The organism is Nocardioides maradonensis, from assembly GCF_054777115.1.
The window spans coordinates 45233-62264 of record NZ_BAAHAZ010000012.1 but is presented as its reverse complement, the minus strand read 5'-3'; the positions used below and the strand labels follow the sequence as shown (position 1 = coordinate 62264).

21 protein-coding genes and 1 tRNA gene are annotated in these 17032 nt (G+C 72.1%); 3 read left to right on the top strand and 19 right to left on the bottom strand.

What is annotated here, in order from left to right:
* Nucleotides 1-2 precede the first annotated feature (2 nt).
* From kynU to ACYVAQ_RS15165, 5 genes are all read right to left on the bottom strand, one after another.
* The gene (gene kynU, locus ACYVAQ_RS15185; protein WP_460791089.1) at nucleotides 3-1256 is read right to left on the bottom strand and encodes a kynureninase; all 1254 of its coding nucleotides are present in this window, start codon (nucleotides 1254-1256) and stop codon (nucleotides 3-5) included.
* Complete coding sequence (locus tag ACYVAQ_RS15180; RefSeq protein ID WP_460791087.1) at nucleotides 1253-2239, bottom strand: helix-turn-helix transcriptional regulator; 987 nt, start codon at nucleotides 2237-2239, stop codon at nucleotides 1253-1255. The genes kynU and ACYVAQ_RS15180 overlap by 4 nt, the downstream gene beginning before the upstream one ends.
* Entirely contained in the window at nucleotides 2236-3150 is a 915-nt protein-coding gene (locus tag ACYVAQ_RS15175) for a WYL domain-containing protein (RefSeq protein WP_460791084.1), read from the bottom strand. Before ACYVAQ_RS15175 ends, ACYVAQ_RS15180 begins: the two co-directional genes overlap by 4 nt.
* Before the next feature lie 139 nt (nucleotides 3151-3289).
* Nucleotides 3290-3589 carry a GroES family chaperonin gene (locus ACYVAQ_RS15170; protein ID WP_460791391.1) on the bottom strand — a complete coding sequence of 100 codons (300 nt, stop codon included), beginning with the start codon at nucleotides 3587-3589 and terminating at the stop codon, nucleotides 3290-3292.
* A 56-nt stretch (nucleotides 3590-3645) separates the two neighbouring features.
* Nucleotides 3646-3888 carry a DUF3618 domain-containing protein gene (locus ACYVAQ_RS15165; protein ID WP_460791082.1) on the bottom strand — a complete coding sequence of 81 codons (243 nt, stop codon included), beginning with the start codon at nucleotides 3886-3888 and terminating at the stop codon, nucleotides 3646-3648.
* 31 nt (nucleotides 3889-3919) lie between these two features.
* Between ACYVAQ_RS15165 and bcp the strand changes: the two genes are divergently transcribed.
* The 3 genes from bcp (at nucleotide 3920) to ACYVAQ_RS15150 (ending at nucleotide 5665) form a co-directional block, all read left to right on the top strand.
* Complete coding sequence (bcp, locus tag ACYVAQ_RS15160) at nucleotides 3920-4390, top strand: thioredoxin-dependent thiol peroxidase (protein ID WP_460791080.1); 471 nt, start codon at nucleotides 3920-3922, stop codon at nucleotides 4388-4390.
* Nucleotides 4391-4394: 4 nt separating this feature from the next.
* The gene (locus tag ACYVAQ_RS15155) at nucleotides 4395-5552 is read left to right on the top strand and encodes a hypothetical protein (RefSeq protein WP_460791078.1); all 1158 of its coding nucleotides are present in this window, start codon (nucleotides 4395-4397) and stop codon (nucleotides 5550-5552) included.
* A gap of 31 nt (nucleotides 5553-5583) precedes the next feature.
* A tRNA-Leu gene (locus ACYVAQ_RS15150) sits at nucleotides 5584-5665 on the top strand.
* A 1-nt stretch (nucleotide 5666) separates the two neighbouring features.
* Here ACYVAQ_RS15150 and ACYVAQ_RS15145 read toward each other — a convergent pair.
* The 14 genes from ACYVAQ_RS15145 to ACYVAQ_RS15080 form a co-directional block, all read right to left on the bottom strand.
* Nucleotides 5667-6224, bottom strand: a complete 558-nt coding sequence (locus tag ACYVAQ_RS15145) for a 1-acyl-sn-glycerol-3-phosphate acyltransferase (RefSeq protein WP_460791390.1) — start codon at nucleotides 6222-6224, stop codon at nucleotides 5667-5669.
* Between the two features lie 5 nt (nucleotides 6225-6229).
* Complete coding sequence (gene rdgB / locus ACYVAQ_RS15140) at nucleotides 6230-6850, bottom strand: RdgB/HAM1 family non-canonical purine NTP pyrophosphatase (RefSeq protein WP_460791076.1); 621 nt, start codon at nucleotides 6848-6850, stop codon at nucleotides 6230-6232.
* Between the two features lie 4 nt (nucleotides 6851-6854).
* Nucleotides 6855-7562 (bottom strand): ribonuclease PH, encoded by a 708-nt coding sequence (gene rph / locus ACYVAQ_RS15135; RefSeq protein WP_460791075.1) that lies wholly within the window; start codon nucleotides 7560-7562, stop codon nucleotides 6855-6857.
* 10 nt (nucleotides 7563-7572) lie between these two features.
* On the bottom strand, nucleotides 7573-8331 hold the full coding sequence (locus tag ACYVAQ_RS15130; protein WP_460791074.1) for an SGNH/GDSL hydrolase family protein: 759 nt from the start codon (nucleotides 8329-8331) through the stop codon (nucleotides 7573-7575).
* 70 nt (nucleotides 8332-8401) lie between these two features.
* Nucleotides 8402-9220, bottom strand: coding sequence for an ABC transporter permease (locus ACYVAQ_RS15125; RefSeq protein WP_460791072.1), 819 nt, complete (start codon nucleotides 9218-9220; stop codon nucleotides 8402-8404).
* The gene (locus ACYVAQ_RS15120) at nucleotides 9217-10128 is read right to left on the bottom strand and encodes an ABC transporter ATP-binding protein (protein ID WP_460791068.1); all 912 of its coding nucleotides are present in this window, start codon (nucleotides 10126-10128) and stop codon (nucleotides 9217-9219) included. The genes ACYVAQ_RS15125 and ACYVAQ_RS15120 overlap by 4 nt, the downstream gene beginning before the upstream one ends.
* Before the next feature lie 52 nt (nucleotides 10129-10180).
* Nucleotides 10181-13009 (bottom strand): LysM peptidoglycan-binding domain-containing protein, encoded by a 2829-nt coding sequence (locus tag ACYVAQ_RS15115; RefSeq protein ID WP_460791066.1) that lies wholly within the window; start codon nucleotides 13007-13009, stop codon nucleotides 10181-10183.
* Nucleotides 13010-13030: 21 nt separating this feature from the next.
* A complete protein-coding gene (locus tag ACYVAQ_RS15110; protein ID WP_460791063.1) occupies nucleotides 13031-14098 on the bottom strand; it encodes a hypothetical protein in 1068 nt (355 codons plus the stop codon).
* Nucleotides 14095-14670, bottom strand: coding sequence for a hypothetical protein (locus tag ACYVAQ_RS15105; RefSeq protein WP_460791060.1), 576 nt, complete (start codon nucleotides 14668-14670; stop codon nucleotides 14095-14097). Before ACYVAQ_RS15105 ends, ACYVAQ_RS15110 begins: the two co-directional genes overlap by 4 nt.
* Nucleotides 14671-14732: 62 nt before the next feature.
* Nucleotides 14733-15299: a hypothetical protein gene (locus ACYVAQ_RS15100; protein WP_460791057.1), complete on the bottom strand. Its 567-nt coding sequence runs from the start codon at nucleotides 15297-15299 to the stop codon at nucleotides 14733-14735.
* Nucleotides 15292-15936: a Tad domain-containing protein gene (locus ACYVAQ_RS15095; protein ID WP_460791055.1), complete on the bottom strand. Its 645-nt coding sequence runs from the start codon at nucleotides 15934-15936 to the stop codon at nucleotides 15292-15294. The genes ACYVAQ_RS15100 and ACYVAQ_RS15095 overlap by 8 nt, the downstream gene beginning before the upstream one ends.
* A complete protein-coding gene (locus ACYVAQ_RS15090) occupies nucleotides 15933-16391 on the bottom strand; it encodes a TadE/TadG family type IV pilus assembly protein (RefSeq protein ID WP_460791052.1) in 459 nt (152 codons plus the stop codon). Before ACYVAQ_RS15090 ends, ACYVAQ_RS15095 begins: the two co-directional genes overlap by 4 nt.
* Nucleotides 16388-16792: a TadE family protein gene (locus ACYVAQ_RS15085; protein ID WP_460791048.1), complete on the bottom strand. Its 405-nt coding sequence runs from the start codon at nucleotides 16790-16792 to the stop codon at nucleotides 16388-16390. Before ACYVAQ_RS15085 ends, ACYVAQ_RS15090 begins: the two co-directional genes overlap by 4 nt.
* A 20-nt stretch (nucleotides 16793-16812) precedes the next feature.
* On the bottom strand, nucleotides 16813-17031 hold the full coding sequence (locus tag ACYVAQ_RS15080) for a hypothetical protein (RefSeq protein ID WP_460791044.1): 219 nt from the start codon (nucleotides 17029-17031) through the stop codon (nucleotides 16813-16815).
* Nucleotide 17032 lies beyond the last annotated feature (1 nt).

Below are 17032 nucleotides of genomic sequence, written 5' to 3'. Positions count from 1 at the left end.
GCCTAGGTGACGGCCGAACGGGACGAGCTGACCCGCTCGTAGAGCTTCTCCTCGACGATCCGGCGGATCGAGTCGATCCCGTCCCACACGTCCACGAAACGCGTGGTGAGCGGCGAGAAGCCCAGCCGCAGCCCGTCCGGCTCGCGGAAGTCCGGCACGGTGTCCTCGAGCTCGATGAGCGCCTTGCAGATCCGGTAGGCCTCCGGGTGGGAGACCGACACGTGACCACCGCGGGTGGCGGGGTCGCGCGGCGAGACGAGGGTGAAGCCGAGGTCGGCCAGGTGCTCGTCGTGCAGGGCGACGGCGAGCGAGGTGAGGTCGACGCTCTTGGCGCGGATCCGGTCGATGCCGGCCTCGGCAAAGAGCTCGATGCCGGCCTCGACCGCGGAGCCGGCGAGGATGCTCGGCGTACCGCTGAGGAACCGGCGGATCCCCGCGACCGGCGTGAAGGACGGCCCCATCGCGAACTGGTCGGCCTGCCCGAACCAGCCCCAGATCGGAGGCGTGAGCTCGTCCTGGAGGCGAGAGGCGACGTACAGGAAGGCAGGCGCGCCGGGACCTCCGTTCAGGTACTTGTACGTGCACCCGACGGCGAGGTCGACGCCCGCCGCGTCAAGGTCGATCGGCACGGCGCCCGCGCTGTGGCAGAGGTCCCAGAGCACGAGAGCCCCGGCGGCGTGGGCGATCCGGGTGATCTCGTGCAGGTCGGCGAGCGCGCCGGAGCGGTAGTCGACCTGGGACAGCGTCACCACGGCGGTGTCGGGACCGACCGCCGCCTCGACGTCCGCCGGCGTCACACCGAGGACCAGATCGGCGGCGAGCGGCCGCACGGTCAGCTCCCGGGCCCGGGCGACGCCCTCGATGACATACCGGTCGGTGGGGAAGTTGAGTGGGTCGGACACGATGACCGACCGACCGGGTCGCGCGTCGAGCGCGGCCCCGAGCAGCTTGTAGAAGTTGACGGTGGTCGAGTCCGCGAGGGCGACCTGGCCGGGCCCCGCGCCCAGCACGTAGCGGCCGATCAGGTCGCCGACCCGCACCGGCAGCTCGTGCCAGCCCTCGTTCCACGAGCGGATCAGCCGCTCGCCCCACTCGCGCCGCACCACCTGGGCGAGCCACTCCGACGTCGCGCGCGGAAGCGCGCCGAGCGAGTTGCCGTCGAGGTAGTTGAGGTCGTCGGGCAGCGCGAAGCGGTCGCGGTACGACGCCAGCGGGTCGGCCGCGTCGAGCGCGATCGCGTCGTCGCGGGTGGTCATGACGGATTCACCGAGTGGTGCATGAACAGCTCCTCTGCCAGGACGGCTCCCGCGGTGTCGAGCTCCGGCGGGTCGACGACGAAGGCGTCCGGCCCTGCGGCCAGCATCAGCATGCCGACCCGCTGCTCCAGCGGCGGCAGCAGCTCCACGTCGACCACGACCGACTCCTCGTCGTCGTGGACGAAGGTCACCTGCTCGGCGTACATGTCGGCGGCCCAGCGGCCCGACTGCGGCAGGCACAGGCGCACCTTCGTGGTCTCCCGCTGCGTGGCCAGCAGCGCCAGTGCCTCGGGCGTCGGCGTGAACGGCTCGTCGAGCAGCTCCGCCTCGCGGATGTTGGACAACAGGTAGGTGCGCAGCGCCCCGTTCGCGCGGATCGGCCCCGCGTCGACCTCCCACCCGCGCCGGGTCTGCACCAGGCGGAGGGGCTCGATGACGAGCTCACCCACACCGTGCTCCCAGGACCGGGAGTAGACGATGCGCACCCGGCGGCGCTCCTCCTGGGCCTGCTGCAGGGTCTGGAGCGGCCGGTTCCAGCGTGCCGCCGCCGGAGGAGGTACGGCGACGTCCTCGCCGAACAGCGTCTCGGTCAGCACGTCGATCGCACCGAGCAGGTGCTCGTCGTCCGGATCGATGTCGGCCTGCGCGCGTGCCGCGCTGTAGACGAGGGCGAGCTCGGCGGCGTCGACGTACTCGACCCCGAGCTCGTCGGCCGGCTGGACGATCCGCACGACCTGGGCGTCCTCGGGCAGTGCGTCGTCGCCGTCGGGGCCGAGGAACTCCAGCACGTCGGGGCGGTAGAGCCCGAGCATGATGTCGAGGTCGGCGGCGAAGAAGGCCGCGAGGTCCTCGCGCAGCTCGGCCACCGCGATGCCGAGGTCGTCGGCGAGCACGTTGAGCGGCAGGCCGTCCGGGTGCTCGGCGAGCCTGGCGAACACCTCGGGGAGGCGCGCGATGCGGGCGACGTACTTCGGGACGCTCATCGGCCCTCCCGGAGGCCCGCGAAGCCCGCGAGCTCCTCGACCAGGTCGGCCCGGACGCTCTCCGGGCCGACCAGGCGCACCCGGGTGCCGAGCTCGAAGAGCCGGGCATGCAGGGCGGCGCGGTTCGTCACGCGGTAGGTCATCGTCACGCGACCGTCCGGCTCGACCCGCGACGAGGACGGGCTGCCCAGCCAACGGCGTACGTCGGGCTCGTAGTCGGTCGTCGTGCTCAGCGTGACGTCGATCGGCTCGTCGATCTCCCAGGTCATCGGGTGCAGGCCGGCGTGGCGGGCCGCGGTCACGGGTTGCGCGCTCCCCGGCGGGTCGATCTCGACGTCGTGCATCCGAGCGACCACGAAGGTCTTGACCAGACCCGACTCCAGGTCGGCGTCCTCGACGCCCCGGAGGTACCACCGGGCGTTCTGGATCCGCACCGACTCAGGGTGCACCACGCGCGACGTGCCCTTGTAGCCGAAGTGCATCCGGCAGCGGCCGCGAACGGCCCGCACCGACGCCGACAGCGCCGCGGAGCCCTCGCCCTCCGCGGCGTCGGTCGCCATGGCCGCGGGCACGGTGACCGGCTGCGCACCCTCCGGCAGGCCCAGCTTCTCGGCCAGGTCGCCCCGATCGGCGAGCAGCACCGCCCGACGCAGCGCCGTCTGCTGCTCGGGCGTGAGACGCAGCCGGAGCCGGTTGTCGATCGCCGTCATCCGCCAGACGGCCGGCGCACCGGGCGGGGAGATGTTCTCGATCTGCCACCCCTGCTTGTTGAGGTTGCGGATCTCGCGAGTCAGCTGGCTCCCCGGGTCGCCCTGCCCGGTGAAGCCGGCGACCGCGATCAGCTTCTCGGCCGGCACGCCCTGCTGGGGATGTGCCCGGAGGACCGCGGCGATGCGGACCAACCTCTCCATCGGCTCTCGTTGGTCACGTCCCGGCCCCGCCATGGCCCCTCCCGAAACTTCGTGTGGATCGCTCCCGCGACGGTAGCCGCTGGGCGGGCGGACTCGCCGTCTTTCCCCAGGTTTGCGCCGACCTCGTCCGGTGCGGCGTCTACAGGTAGAGGCCGGCGGCCTCGTCGGCCAGCCGGTCGGCGGCGACCGCGTGGATGTCCCGTTCACGCATGACGACGTAGACCTCGCCGTGGACCTCGACCTCGGCCTTGTCCTCGGGGTCGTAGAGGACCCGGTCGCCCTTCTCGACGGCTCGCGCGTGCGGGCCGACCGCGACCACCCGCGACCAGGCCAGCCGCTTGGCGCCCATCGCGGCGGTCGCCGGGATCACGATGCCGCCCGCGGACCTGCGCTCGCCCGCCTCGTCGTCGACCTCGCACAGGATGCGGTCGTGCAGCATCTTGATCGGCGTCTTGTCGGTTCCTGCCGGGGTGGCGTCGGCCACCTCGTAGGAGCTCACTTGACGAGCTTGCGGATCACCACGAACGCGGCGATCACGCCGACCACTCCGCCGACGGTCTTCAGGATGTTGTCGGTGCGCGGCTGCCCGTCGGCGGCGACGTAGTACGCCTTGACGGCCGCGACCTCACGCCCGACGACGGTCTTGGGGCTCGATCGGTACACCAGCTGGTCGATGGTGTTGGCGAGGCGGTCGCGGGCCTCTTCGATCTCACGCTCGATGTCCGATGGGTTGGTCACGTAGGCAGGCTACCAATGGGATGCTGTGTCCATGAGCGCACGCCTCGGCCCCGGCGACACGGCCCCCGACTTCACCCTGACCGACGACACCGGCGCGGAGGTCTCCCTCGCGTCGGCCCGCGCAGACGGACAAGTGATCGTCTACTTCTACCCGGCGGCGATGACACCGGGCTGCACCAAGCAGGCCTGCGACTTCACCGACTCCCTGGACCCGCTCAAGGCGGCCGGCTACACGGTGCTCGGCATCTCCAAGGACAGCCCCGCGAAGCTCGCCAAGTTCCGCGAGCGCGACGGCCTGACGATCACGCTGCTGTCCGACCCTGACCTCGCGGTGCACAAGGCGTATGCGGCGTACGGCGAGAAGAAGCTGTACGGCAAGACCGTCGAGGGCGTCATCCGCTCCACCTTCGTGGTCGGCGAGGACGGCAAGATCGAGCTCGCGCAGTACAACGTCAAGGCCACCGGCCACGTCGCCAAGCTCCGCCGCGACCTCGGGATCTGATCCGATGCAGCTCGCCGCCGCCCTCGCGGACCTGGCCCGCGACCGTGGGACCGCGCTGTTCCGCGACCCCGCGACCTTCCGCGCGGCCCTGGACGACTACCTGGACGAGGGTACGGCGAGCTCGGGCACCATCAACCTGCTCACCGACGCCGTGCGGCTCGGTGCGGTGGACGGCATGCTCGGCATGCTCGACAGCGGTGCCCAGGTGCAGGCCGCCGTCGAGTCCTCGGGCCAGCGGCTGGCGCGCGACCGCGGCAGCAGCGACACCCGCGGCTGCCAGTGGGCGTGCGGGGTCCTGGGCTTCGCGCTCGGCCGGGTGCCGGCGCAGCTCGTGCAGAGCCTCGACCCGGGCACGGGGCCGTCCGCCCCTCCCCTGCCGCCGGCACCGCAGGCCCCGCCCGTGATGAGTCCCCCGCCCCCGCCGCTGACGAGCCCGCCGGTGGCGAGCCCGCCGGTGACGAGCCCGCCGGCGTCGTACGGGCAGCCCACCTGGCAGGCCGCTCCGACGTACGGCTCCTGGCAGACGCCGCCCCCGCCCCGAAGGAGCAACACCGGCCTGGTGATCGGGCTCGTCGTCGGCGCGGTGGTGCTGCTGGGCGGCGGCATCGGCGCGGCCCTGCTGATCGCCAACAGCGGCGGGGACACGGCGGGTCCGTCGCACCCGACGACCTCCACCACCTCGACGACCGACACCTCCACACCGGCCTCCGCCGGAGCGACGCTGTCGGGCGACGGGTACACGGTCGCGATGCCGCAGGGCTGGACGGACCAGACCGCTAACGATCCGTCCGTCTCGGCCAAGCTCGACAAGATCGCCGTGAACGCCGGCTCCATCCCCGCCTCGACCGCGAACGTCGCCATCGCGATCTCGAAGTCGTTCGGCGTCAGCGACCCGGAGGACGTGCGCTCGGGCTGGGAGCACGGACTGCGCAACTCCGACGCGACTGCCAACCTCACCGAGATCGCCGACCGGCAGATCGACGGGGAGAAGGCGATCGGCGCCTCGGTCACCCGCTCCAGCAGCAACGGCACGCTGCAGCAGACGGCGTACCTGGTCGTCCACGACGGCACCGGCTACACGATCGTGTTCACCTACCTCGACGGCGACACCGGCGAGAGCGCTGTCTTCGACTCGTTCCTCGCGGGCTGGTCCTGGAGCTGACCCGGGGTCTCCTAGACTCGAGGCGCTTCAAGCCGAAGTGGCGAAATTGGCATACGCGCCAGACTTAGGATCTGGTGCCTCCGGGCGTGGGGGTTCGAGTCCCCCCTTCGGCACTCAGCCCTCTTCCCGCAACCGCGGCTCGGTCCGGTTCTCGGGCTTGAAGCCGTGCTTGTCGGCGTAGAAGGCCCGCACCAGGTCCATGTCGGCGGCCACGTCGCCGGACGGGGTGAAGGTCGGACCCATCCCCATCGTGCGGGTGGGACCGTCGACGAAGCCGAGGGAGACCGGGAGGCCGGTCTGCTGGGAGATCCGCAGAAACCCCGACTTCCAGTACTCCCCCTTCGACCGGGTGCCCTCGGCCGCGAGGCAGAGCAGGAAGGAGTCGTCGGCGCCGTCGAGCATGGCGCGGATGGTCGGCCCCGGGTCGGAGCGGTCGAGCGGGATGCCGCCCAGCGCCCGCAGCAGCGGCCCGAGCGGCCCCTTGAAGAACGACTCCTTGATCAGGACCTGCGGCTGCACGCCGCTGCTCCAGGCGATCGCCAGCATCGCGATGAAGTCCCAGTTGGAGGTGTGCGGGGCCCCGACCAGGATGCCGCGGCGGGGCACCACGCCGACCAGCTTCCAGCGGGTCAGCTTCAGCACGGTCCGGGCGATGAGCGGGCGGATGCGCATGGCGCTCACGCCCCGCCCAGCAGTGCGGCGACCTGTGGCGCGATCTCGCGCAGCGCCCGGCCCCGGTGCGAGATGGCGTCCTTGTCGTCCTTCGACAGCTCGGCCGTCGTGACACCCGGGTGGTCGTCGGCCTCGAAGAGCACGTCGTAGCCGAAGCCACCGGTCCCCCGGACCTCGCGGATCACGCGGCCGTCCATCCGGCCCTCGACCACGAGCTCCCGGCCGTCGGGGAGCACCAAGGCGACGGCGCAGGTGAAGTGCGCCGTACGCCGCTCGTCCGGTACGTCGAGGAGCTGGTCCAGCAGCAGCTCGTTGTTGCGCTGGTCCGACTTCGGACGCCCGCTCCACCGCGCCGAGAGCACGCCCGGCATGCCGTTGAGGGCGTCGACGCACAGCCCGCTGTCGTCGGCGATCGTGGCGAGGCCGGTCGCCGCGACCCCGGCCCGCGCCTTGAGCAGCGCGTTACCGGCGAAGGTGGGCTCGTCCTCGACGGGCTCGTCGTACGCCGCCACGTCACCGAGACCCAGCACCTCGACGTCGTCGAGGTGGGCCGCGAGGATCCGCTGCATCTCCTCGACCTTCTTCGCGTTGCCCGAGGCGACGAGGATCTCGACAGGCTCGATCACCGGACTACTCCGCCAGCGCCTGGTGCTGCAACCGGGTCAGGTCTGCGCAGCCCTTCTCGCCGAGCGCGAGCAGGGCGTCCAGCTCGGAGCGGTCGAACGCCGCGCCCTCGGCCGTGCCCTGCACCTCGACGAACTTGCCGTCGCCGGTCATCACGATGTTCATGTCGGTCTCGGCGCGCACGTCCTCGACGTACGGGAGGTCCAGCCGCGGGACACCGTCGATGATCCCGACCGAGACGGCGGCCACGGAACCGGTGAGCGCACCGGGCACACCGAGCTTCGCGCACGCGTCGGCCAGGGCGACGTACGCACCGGTGATGGCGGCGGTGCGCGTGCCGCCGTCGGCCTGCAGCACGTCGCAGTCGATCTGGATGGTGTTCTCGCCCAGCGCCTTGTCGTCGATGATCGCGCGCAGCGAGCGACCGATCAGCCGGGAGATCTCATGGGTGCGGCCACCGATCCGGCCCTTGACCGACTCGCGGTCCGAGCGGGTGTTGGTCGAGGCCGGGAGCATGGAGTACTCCGCCGTGACCCAGCCGAGCCCGGAGCCCTTGCGCCACCGCGGAACACCCTCCGACGCCGACGCGCAGCACAGCACGCGGGTGCGGCCGAACTCCACCAGCACCGATCCGGCGGGGTGGTCGAGCCAGTTGCGGGTGATCTTGATCGGGCGCAGCTCGTCGTCGGCGCGGCCGTCCTCGCGGGTCGTCATGCCGCCGACACTAGCGAGCGGCCGCGACCGCTCTCCGGACGGCCCACGGCCCGAGGTCGCGGGCCCGCCGCCCGACCCACGGAGCACCCTCCGCGAGCATCCACGCGGCGTCGCCGCGCCAGGTCCGCGGTACGCCGCCGCACGGTTCCGCCCCTGGAGGTACGACGTCGAACCCGCCCGCCCGCAGCACCTCGGCCATCGCGATGGCCAGCGCCCGGTGCCCGATCTCGGAGGGGTGGAAGCGGTCGACGGACCAGCACTCGCGACGCGCCAGCTCGGCCCGCCCGGCGAGGTCGAGCCGCAGCCCGCCGTACACCTCGTGCAGCTCGTCGTAGACCGCGTTGACCCGGTCGATGCGCGCCTTCAGGGGCCGCCGCAGGAAGCCCGGGAGGCCGAGCACCTCGCCGTGGTCGTGGAAGCGGATCGTCAGCAGCGTCGCCCCCTCGGTCGCGAGCCGACCGCCGATCGCGAAGAGGTCGTCACGCACCCGGACCGGGTCCCAGGTGGAGCGCAGCGTGTCGTTCATGCCGACCACGACCGACGCGAGCTGGGGCCGGTGCGTCACGGCGGCCGCGAGCTGCTGCTCGCGCACCACCGTGGTCGTCGCGCCGGAGACGGCGAGGTTGCAGAAGGACACGTCGTACGACGCCCCGAGCGACTCCGCGAGCAGGCGGGCCCATCCTCGCCACGCCCCGCCGTGCACGCGGTCGCCGATGCCGACCGTCGTCGAGTCACCCAGTGCCGCGAACCGCAGGTAGCTGCTCGTCACAGCCGAAAGAGTGGCGGTCCCGGGTAGCGGACGGTCACGCTCAGGTGACGTGTCCGGCAATGATCGGTGACTACTTCACCTCGGCGCGCAGGATCCGTGCGATGCCGAACGCCAGCGGCACGCCGATCCAGATCAGCCCGGAGAGCAGGATCTTGCCCCACTCCTCCCCGGTCGAGATCGTTCCGTCGAGGAACGGCTGCACGGCCGACTGGAAGTTGATCCAGTCCATCGCCCTCGACAGGCCGTCCGAGATGGAGCCGACGGCCCCGAGCACGACGGGCAGCAGGTACCAGTAGAGGAAGAACAGGACGAGCGCGGCCGGGGTGTTCAGCAGCAACGAGGCGAAGGCGAAGCCGATCGTCATCGTCACGACCTGCATGACCATGAACTCCGCGATGTGCGGCGTGCCCTGCGAGTAGCCCGTCCAGAACGTGTAGTCCGGCTGCGCAGCCGCGCTGATGCCCGTGGTGACGAGGGCGATCAGGAACATCGCGACCAGCGTCACGAGCACCCAGATCACGGCGACGAGCCACTTGGCCAGGACGATCCTGGCCCGGCGCGGCTCCAGCGCGAAGCTGACCATGGCGCTGCGCTGGCTCCACTCGCTCGTCACGAGCAGGATCCCGAGGACGGGCAGCAGCAGGGACGTGATGCCGCCGGCGATCATCGAGAAGTCCGTGAAGTAGACGACGCCGGGGTGGACGAGCTGCATGATCAGCACGCCCGACTCGACGAGGGCGACGATGATGCCGATGGTGATGAGCAGCCACATGCCGGCCCGCGTGTCGTAGGACTTGCGGAACTCGACGCGGACCAGCCTCCAGAACGGGACGGCCGCGGACTGGGACAGGTCGAGGGTGAGCGCGGGTGCGCCGGACGTGCTGGTCATGCCGTGGCTCCGATCGCGTCGCGCTGGGTCGCTGAGGTGAGCTCCAGGAACAGGTCCTCCAGGCTGGCGCCACCGTCGCGGAGGTCGGTCAGGACGACCTGCGCCGCGAGCGCGACCCGCCCCACCTGCTCGGTCGTGCCGCCGACCTGCAGGCCGGCCCCGCGCGGCTGGACCGTCATGCCGGCGGCGGCGAGGGCGGTGGCCAGCCCGTGGTTGTCGAGCGAGGTGACCAGTGACGTGGCGGCGCCCGTCCGGTGCGCGAGCAGGCTCTGCTTGTCGCCCTGGGCGACGATGCGCCCGTGGCCGATGAGGATCATCTCGTCGGCGATCAGCTCGACCTCGTTGAGCAGGTGGCTGGAGAGCAGGACGGTGCCGCCGCGATCGGCGTACTCCTTGAGCAGGCCCCGCATCCACCGGATGCCGGCCGGGTCGAGGCCGTTCGCCGGCTCGTCGAGGATCAGCACCTGCGGGTCGCCGAGCAGCGCGTGCGCGATGCCGAGGCGCTGCTTCATGCCCAGCGAGTAGTTGCGCAGCCGACGCCTGGCCTCCGCGGGCGACAGCCCGACGACCTCCAGGAGCTGGTCGACGCGCGTGCGCGGCAGGCCCATGGTCATCGCCGCGAGCGAGAGCACCTCACGGCCGGTGCGCCCGCCGTGCTGGGCCGACGCGTCCAGCAGGACGCCGACGTGACGGCCCGGGTTTGGGATGTCGGCGTACGCGACACCACCGATGGTCACGTGGCCGCGGGTGGCGGGGGTCAGGCCGACCATCACGCGCATCGTCGTGGACTTGCCGGCGCCGTTGGGGCCGAGGAAGCCGGTCACCCGCCCGGGCCGGCACTGGAAGCTGACGTCGTCCACGGCGGTGAACGCGCCGTAGGTCTTGGTCAGGTGGTCGACCGTGATCATGCGCCCAGCCTGCCCCATGACCGGTCATGGGTAACGCAGGACGGGAGAAGATTCAGGCGACGGCCGAGCGGTAGCCCGGGATCAGCTCCGCCACCAGTGCGTCGGTCTCCCCGGAGGCGCCGTACGACCCCTCCTCGGCGAGCGTCCGGTAGAGCGCGTCCGCGACCTCGCGGAGGTCGTCCGCATCGCCGTACGTCGCCTCCAGGCGCAGCCGCGCCCGCCACAGGTCCTCGTTCGCGGGCATCGTCTCCAACCCGTGACCCAGCACCGACCGGGCGGCGTCGGCGTCGCCGCGCGCCACCGCGCGCTCCGACGCGGCGAGCGTGACCAGGCCGACGGCCAGCGAGGTGTCCGCCTCCAGGGTCGTCGTCTCCAGCCACGCGTAGCGCCCGTCGGGCGTGCCGGAGAAGGGACGACCGCGGACCAGGCCGAGGGCCCGGCCGAGCAGCCGTTCCGCGTCGGTCGGCCGCTCCCCGGCGGCGTTCACGAGTCCGCGGAACTCGTTCCAGTCCAGGCTGACGGCGCCCGGTCGCAGCGACCAGACCCCGTCGTCCTCGACGAGGACGGGGGCATCGGGCGCGGACCCGAGCCACGCGTCGAGCTGACGCAGGGTCGCGTTCCGGGTCGCGGTCTCCACCCCGCGGGGCCACATCGCCGCGCTGAGCCGGTTGACGTGCACCCCGGCCGGGTGCAGCGCCAGGTAGACGGCGAGCTCGGTGAGGAAGGCGACCCGGTCCTGGTCGACCTCGCCGGGCGCGCGCACCTCGACCGGTCCGAGCACACCGACGCGGACGGCGGCGTCGGTCGCCGTCGCGTACGCCGGCGGGTCGGCGAGCGACGACGCCCACTCCTCGAGCGTCACCGGGGCCGCCTCGGGCGACGCGAACTCGTCGGCGAGGGCGGCGACGGCGTCGGCTCCGACCTGCTGGGCCTCGACGTCGATGGCGTGCAGCGGCGAGGTGAGCCGTCCGTCGGCACGCGCCGCGAGACGGAGGTCGGCGGACGCGAGGTTGCCGATCACGACGACGCCGAGCGGGACCTGGGCATCGCTGGCGAGAGCGTGCAGCCGGGACAGCTCGGTGAGCGAGGGCAGCCCGGAGCAGACCACCAGGTGGTAGGTCCAGTCGGCGGTCCCCGGCGAACCGACCCGTGCCTCGCGGGCGCTGTGCGCGCCCACCTGGCGGCACGCGCCGCGGTAATAGCGGGCCTGGTTCTCCAGCTCCTCGAGCACCCGCCCGATGTCGTCGGCACGGTGCACCGTCTCGGCGTCGATGCCGGTGAGGTCCCCGGCGAACCCGACCATGGTGACCGTACGCCGGTCCGCCCACGGATGGGTCGCGGTGTCGATCGCCAGGCTCATCGCCAGGCTGCGCGCGACGTCCTCGTCGCCCTCGAGCGACACGACACCGGGCACGGCCTCGGGGTCGACGAGCAGCAGGCTCCCGTCGGGACGCTTCCCGATCGCCACCAGGCCGGGACACGGGGCCGGTCCCCCGCCGGGCAGTGCGGTGTCGGTGCCCACGACCCACACGCGCTCGTTGATCCGGGTCCAGCCGGCCGGGGGCTCGGCCGTGGTCGGCCCGGCGAACAGCATGGCCAGCCCGGTCGGCCCCACCGACACCTGCGTCGGGGCGGGCACACCGAGGCCGATCCCCGAGGACCGCAGCGCACGGTCGAGCCAGGACGCGAGGCCCGGCTGTGCCTCGTCCCGCAGTCGCGACGCCGGGCCGCCGGAACCGCTCGGCCCACCATCGGAACCGTCGGGACCGTCGGGGCCGTCAGGCGGCGGGTCGGTCGGGACACCGGTGAGCCGCGCTCCCCACAGCTCCCCCAACGGACGCGCGGCCCGACGGCGCCGCAGCGCGAGCGCGGCACCGCCCATCGCCAGGCCGCCGGCGACGCCGAACAGCGGCGACCAGGCCGCGTCGAGGTGGACGCCGCGGACCGCATCGACCCCGTGCGCGGCGGTGGCCGCCGTCGGATCGGCGGCGAGCCGCTGCAGCTCGGCTGCTCCACCGATGCCGCCGGCCTCCCCACCGCTGAGCGAGGGAACGACCTGCGGCAGGGCACCGGCGTGGTCGACGACGCGCAGGCCGGGACCGACCGCGTCGGCCGGCATCCGCAGGATCCAGCCCGGGTAGATCAGGTCGGGGTTGGTGAGCTCGGTGCCATCGGCCTGGTGCAGGCCGCGGTTCAGCTCGACGAGCTCCTTGTAGCGCAGCCCGTTGCCGAGGTACCGGTCGGCGATGTCCCAGAGCGTGTCGTAGTGGCGGCCCTGCGGCGGCTTCACCTGGTAGTACGTGGTGAGGCCGGCACGCTCGTCGGCCGAGGTGGCGCGCTCGGTCTGGCCGGCGGCGGGCAGCTGTCCGTCTCGTGCGGTGGCGCTGATCGTCGGCGTCGCTGCCACGGCGTGCGTGGTCTGGTTCTGCCCGGACGGGTGCGGTGCCTCGGCGGCGCCCGCCGGCCCGACGGCGGTCGCGGTGAAGCCGACGAGCACCAGCACGGCCAGGACCAGGTTGCGGGCCAGCGCCTGGGTGCCGATCGACCCGCACGGGACCGCGGGGGCGATCCCCCGGCGGCGTACGGCAGTGACGGCCTCGACGACCAGGCAGATCACGAAGTGCAGCCACGCCAGCCACACGACGAAGGCGAGGATCGCGATGACCGTCTCGCCGGTCGTGGGCGACGTCAGCCACGCGAGCGTCGGCCACTCGCTGGGCCACGGCGGACCGAACGCGGCGAGCAGCCCGACGGGGACGCCGATCACGATGAGCAGCGTCCCCACCAGTGCGCCGACCCCCATCAGCACCTGGCCGGGCCCTCGTCGGGGCGGCTCCTGGAACGGGAGCCGGGTCTGTCGATGGGACACCGTGGCCGTCATCGGACGATCACCCTTCTGGGACTAGTGGATGGAGACCTGCGGGGGCTGCTGGTTGGGCGCCTGGACCTCCCAGACCGGGAGCTCCTGGTGGACGACCATGTCGAAGCCGTCACCGAGCGTGTTCGTCGCCGCCCCGCGGCCGTACTTCACGTCCCAGTGGACGGTGATCGCCAGGTAGTACGACTCGTCGTCGCGCACGTCGCCCGGCATCGGGTCGTCGGGGTTCTGCATCCTCGAGGCCGACGCCGAGGACCGCGAGAACGCGATCGAGCACGCGCCGTCGGGCTGGGTCGAGGCGCTCGGGTCGTACGGCGCGTCCGCGGAGCAGTGCACCGGCTTCATGTCCACCTGGTTCGGGTCCACGGTGATGCCGGTGCCCTGCGCGGTCATCACGATGCCGTTGCCGAGCTCGACCCGCTGGTACGGACCGCCCGCGCCGTTGCCGGCGTACGGACCCTTGGCCACCACGTCACGCGTCGCGGGATTCACCCACCGCATCGTGAAGTACGTCGGCTCGCCGACCACCGGGGTGGCGGGGTGCGTGACCAGCATCGGCACCGGCAGCTGGGCATCGCCGGACACCAGGCCCCAGATGAAGTCGTTCGCGGCGTTGTGCACGTCGCTCACGTCCTGGGTGTTCGGCACCCACACCACGTTGATATCGATCTGCCGGTTCGGGCCACCCGTCACGGTGTCCCAGTCGATGCCGTCGAGGCAGACCTGGACCATGTAGCGGCCGTGCTCGGGGTCGGGGTTCGGGCGGACCAACCAGGTCGAGGGCACCTCGCGGTAGCGGCAGCGCTGGTACGGCAGACCACCGAACCGCTCGCGCAGCGTCTGCGCGAAGCTGCCTCCGGCCAACGACGCGCAGTACGACCCCATCCCGGTGCCGTTGGCGTAGACCGTGCAGTGCACCGCCGGCTGGCCGTCACCCGTCGCCGGGGAGTCATAGCTCGTCGTGTACGTCGACGAGGAGGTGTGCGACTGCGACGAACTCGTCCCGGTCGGGTCCCAGTTGGCGTGCGCAGGCGCGGCGACGAAGGCCGCCAACCCAGCCGCGGCCGCTGCCGCGAAGATCTTCCTGATCACCACTTCACCTCACGTACGACGACCTTCTTGCAACTGCCCGGCGTCGAGGCGACCGAGTCGAAGCGCCAGCGCCCGCCGACGCGACGCATGCCGATCCGGTAGGAACCGACGATCCGTTTCCCGACCCGGTGGTGGGTGGCGGGGTCGACCGACCAACCCGAGGTCTGGAAGCACCCGACCACGGAGGCGACGTCTCCCTGCACCGTGACCTCGGTCGGGGTGAACGGCTGCGGGCCGGGCCAGCGATAACCGGAGGTCAGGTCGGTGTGGAGCAGCGCGAGCGACGCGGCGTGCCCAGCGGGCGTCGTGAAGGTCCGGAGCGAGCGGAGGGCGGTGTCGTGCTTGTCGACAGCACGACCGGCAGCCGTGCCCCACGCCCGCAGGCCCTGGACCGGGGCGCGGTCCTCGAAGGCCGACAACGGCGTGGCCGTCTCCGTCGGCTTCGGGCTGGCCGAGGTCGTGGCGACGCCCGGCGTCGGGGTCGACGTGGGTGCGGGGGTGCTGCCACATGCGGACAGCGCCGAACCCGCGACCACGACGGTCGCGACCAGCGCAAGACGATGCCGAGTCACCCGAGACCCCATGATCTGCGTCCTCCCCGAGACGGTACGACGGCAAACCCGAATCTAGTCGCTCAACCCGAGGTTCCGGCACCGGGCCCGGCGAGGATCTTGTACGACGTGACGCTCCACCCGTCGGCGTACTTCTGCACGACGACCTGATAGGTGCCCTTGTCGGAGTGGTTCTTCCCGGCGCAGTGAAGGGTCCTGCCCCAGGCGATCGTGAAACGCGTCCGTCCGGCGTCCAGCTTCACCGCGCTGCTGTGCGGCGCACCCGACGCGAACAGCGGACCCGGCTCACAGTGGTCGCGGAACTCGGCAGCGCTGAGGACCGCCCGGCACGAGTAGGCGTCGAGCCAGCGCTGAGGCAGTCGACCCTCGAGGATGAAGTGGGGTTCGCTGCAGTCGGTGGCATCCGCCTGGAACCAGCCGCTGAAGCCCATGGCGGCTTGCTGCGCGGTGTCGTAGGGCCGCTCCACCGGGCCCCCGCCCGCCGAGGTGGAGTCGGAGCCTTCCGGTCCACCCGGCCCGCCGGACCCACACGCCGTGAATACGCAGCCGATCAGCAGGGCAAGGACGAGCCCGGGACCCGTCGTACGGCGCTTCCGACCAGCGAGCGCCTTTCCGGCCTCGTCACCCATGGGTCGGGCAGCTCATGGTCGTCGACGGCTTCGGAGGCTTCGGGCCCTTGGTGTGCTGGGTGTTCTTGGGGCCGGGCTGCTTCGGGGTGAGGGTGATGGTCGGGCAGCCGATCGTGAAGGTGCCGCCGCCCGCGGTCGGCGGGGTCGCGCCCCCGGTCGGAACGTCGAGGGTGGGCGGCGCCGCCGTCGGCACGATGTCGCCGTTGGGGCCGGTGATGCCGGGCATCGGGCTGGCGAGGGCGGTGCCCGAGGCGGACAGGGACGGGAAGCCCATCATGTTCAGCAGGATCGTTGGCACCGTGACGGTCGTGTGGACCTCGACCGCCTTGTGGGTCGACGTCTTGTCGGCGACCTCGATGACCGTGGCGTCGCAGGCGACGAGCCGGGCGTCCTTGGCCTTCGCCTCGGCGCAGTAGGTGTTCGCGAGCTTCTCGGCCAGGTTGAAGTCGAGGTCGAGGCGGGGGTCCTGGAGGTCCAGCCCCTGCGCGCCCGCCCGCGCCGCCTCCTGCGCGTACGCGATCGCCCGGCCGTGCGCGTTCATCTGGGCGCCACCGTCGACGACGAGCCCGGCGAGCAGCAGCACGGCGAACGCGATGATCACGACGAACGGGGTGATCGACCCGCGTTGCGCCCTCACTGCTGGTACCCCCGGTACTTGTCCATCGGGCTGGTGAAGGTGAAGGTGATCGGCTTCTTCCCGAGCGGCAGGATCACCAGGTCGCCGAGGTCGACCTCGCAGGTCACCGTGACGCTGATCGACTGCAGCTGGTTCGGGTCGACGCGGGTGGTGCCCTCCGGCACCGGGTCGAACGCGTGCTGCGGGATGTCCGGTACGACGCCGGCGCTGTCCCGGCACGAGGACGGCGCGCCCCTGAGGGCGTCGGCGACCGCCGTGTCGATCGCGGTGTGGGCACCGTGGAAGGAGTTCTGCGCGGTAGCCGCACGGGCGGCGTCGCGGGCCGCCTGGTCGACGAGGCCCTTCGCCTGCGTGAACCGGGCGAAGGCCACGATGAGCATGAGCAGGGCCAGCAGGAAGGGCGCCAGGATCACGAGCTCGAGGCTGGCGCCGCCGCGGGCGTCGTACCGCCTCACGACGGGTTCCGCAGGTCGGGGAGCCACTGCTCCAGGGTCGCCGAGGAGGTCTGCGAGATGTGCATCGTGCCGCCGACGGGGAGCACCACGTCGCCCTCCACCCGCACGCTCACCCGACCGGAGTGCTGGTCGATGGTGGCCACCGACGTCACGTGGGTGAGGTCGCCGATCTGGGTCGCGAACTGGGTCGCGATCTGCTCGGCGTACGCGCGATAGGAGCCGGGGTCGGCGTTCGTGCCGGCCAGGCGCAGCGCGGACACGCCCTCGCGTGCGGAGGTCTGCGCGGTGTCGCGGGCGTGGAAGTACAGCCCCGCCTCGATGATCGTGAACACCAGGAGCAGGAAGACCGGCGCGACGATGACGAACTCGACGGCACTCGTGCCCCGCTGGCGCACCGCCATCCCCCGAGAGAGTGGGCGGGTCAGCCGTTGGTGCCCTGGTCGATCTGGGCGGAGCGCGTCGTGACGACGTGCCTGATGACCCCGGCGACGACGAGCGCGAGGCCGACCACGATCGCGGAGATGATCGCCCACTCCACGGCGGTGGCGCCGCGCTGGCTGGCACCCGCGCGACGCGCCTGCTCGGCGCGGCCGCGCACCAGGACGATGAGGGCCTGCGCGCTGATGAGCAATGGGTTCACG

Bases quoted from the DNA above. Each gene is read 5' to 3' on its own strand.
- ACYVAQ_RS15155 (WP_460791078.1), top strand. From the start codon at position 4,395: ATGCAGCTCGCCGCCGCCCTCGCGGACCTGGCCCGCGACCGTGGGACC.
- ACYVAQ_RS15145 (WP_460791390.1), bottom strand. From the start codon at position 6,224: ATGCGCATCCGCCCGCTCATCGCCCGGACCGTGCTGAAGCTGACCCGC.
- ACYVAQ_RS15170 (WP_460791391.1), bottom strand. From the start codon at position 3,589: ATGCTGCACGACCGCATCCTGTGCGAGGTCGACGACGAGGCGGGCGAG.
- ACYVAQ_RS15115 (WP_460791066.1), bottom strand. From the start codon at position 13,009: ATGACGGCCACGGTGTCCCATCGACAGACCCGGCTCCCGTTCCAGGAG.
- bcp (WP_460791080.1), top strand. From the start codon at position 3,920: ATGAGCGCACGCCTCGGCCCCGGCGACACGGCCCCCGACTTCACCCTG.
- kynU (WP_460791089.1), bottom strand. From the start codon at position 1,256: ATGACCACCCGCGACGACGCGATCGCGCTCGACGCGGCCGACCCGCTG.
- ACYVAQ_RS15125 (WP_460791072.1), bottom strand. From the start codon at position 9,220: ATGACCAGCACGTCCGGCGCACCCGCGCTCACCCTCGACCTGTCCCAG.
- ACYVAQ_RS15175 (WP_460791084.1), bottom strand. From the start codon at position 3,150: ATGGAGAGGTTGGTCCGCATCGCCGCGGTCCTCCGGGCACATCCCCAG.
- ACYVAQ_RS15120 (WP_460791068.1), bottom strand. From the start codon at position 10,128: ATGATCACGGTCGACCACCTGACCAAGACCTACGGCGCGTTCACCGCC.
- ACYVAQ_RS15180 (WP_460791087.1), bottom strand. From the start codon at position 2,239: ATGAGCGTCCCGAAGTACGTCGCCCGCATCGCGCGCCTCCCCGAGGTG.
- rph (WP_460791075.1), bottom strand. From the start codon at position 7,562: ATGACGACCCGCGAGGACGGCCGCGCCGACGACGAGCTGCGCCCGATC.
- ACYVAQ_RS15100 (WP_460791057.1), bottom strand. From the start codon at position 15,299: ATGGGTGACGAGGCCGGAAAGGCGCTCGCTGGTCGGAAGCGCCGTACG.
- ACYVAQ_RS15085 (WP_460791048.1), bottom strand. From the start codon at position 16,792: ATGGCGGTGCGCCAGCGGGGCACGAGTGCCGTCGAGTTCGTCATCGTC.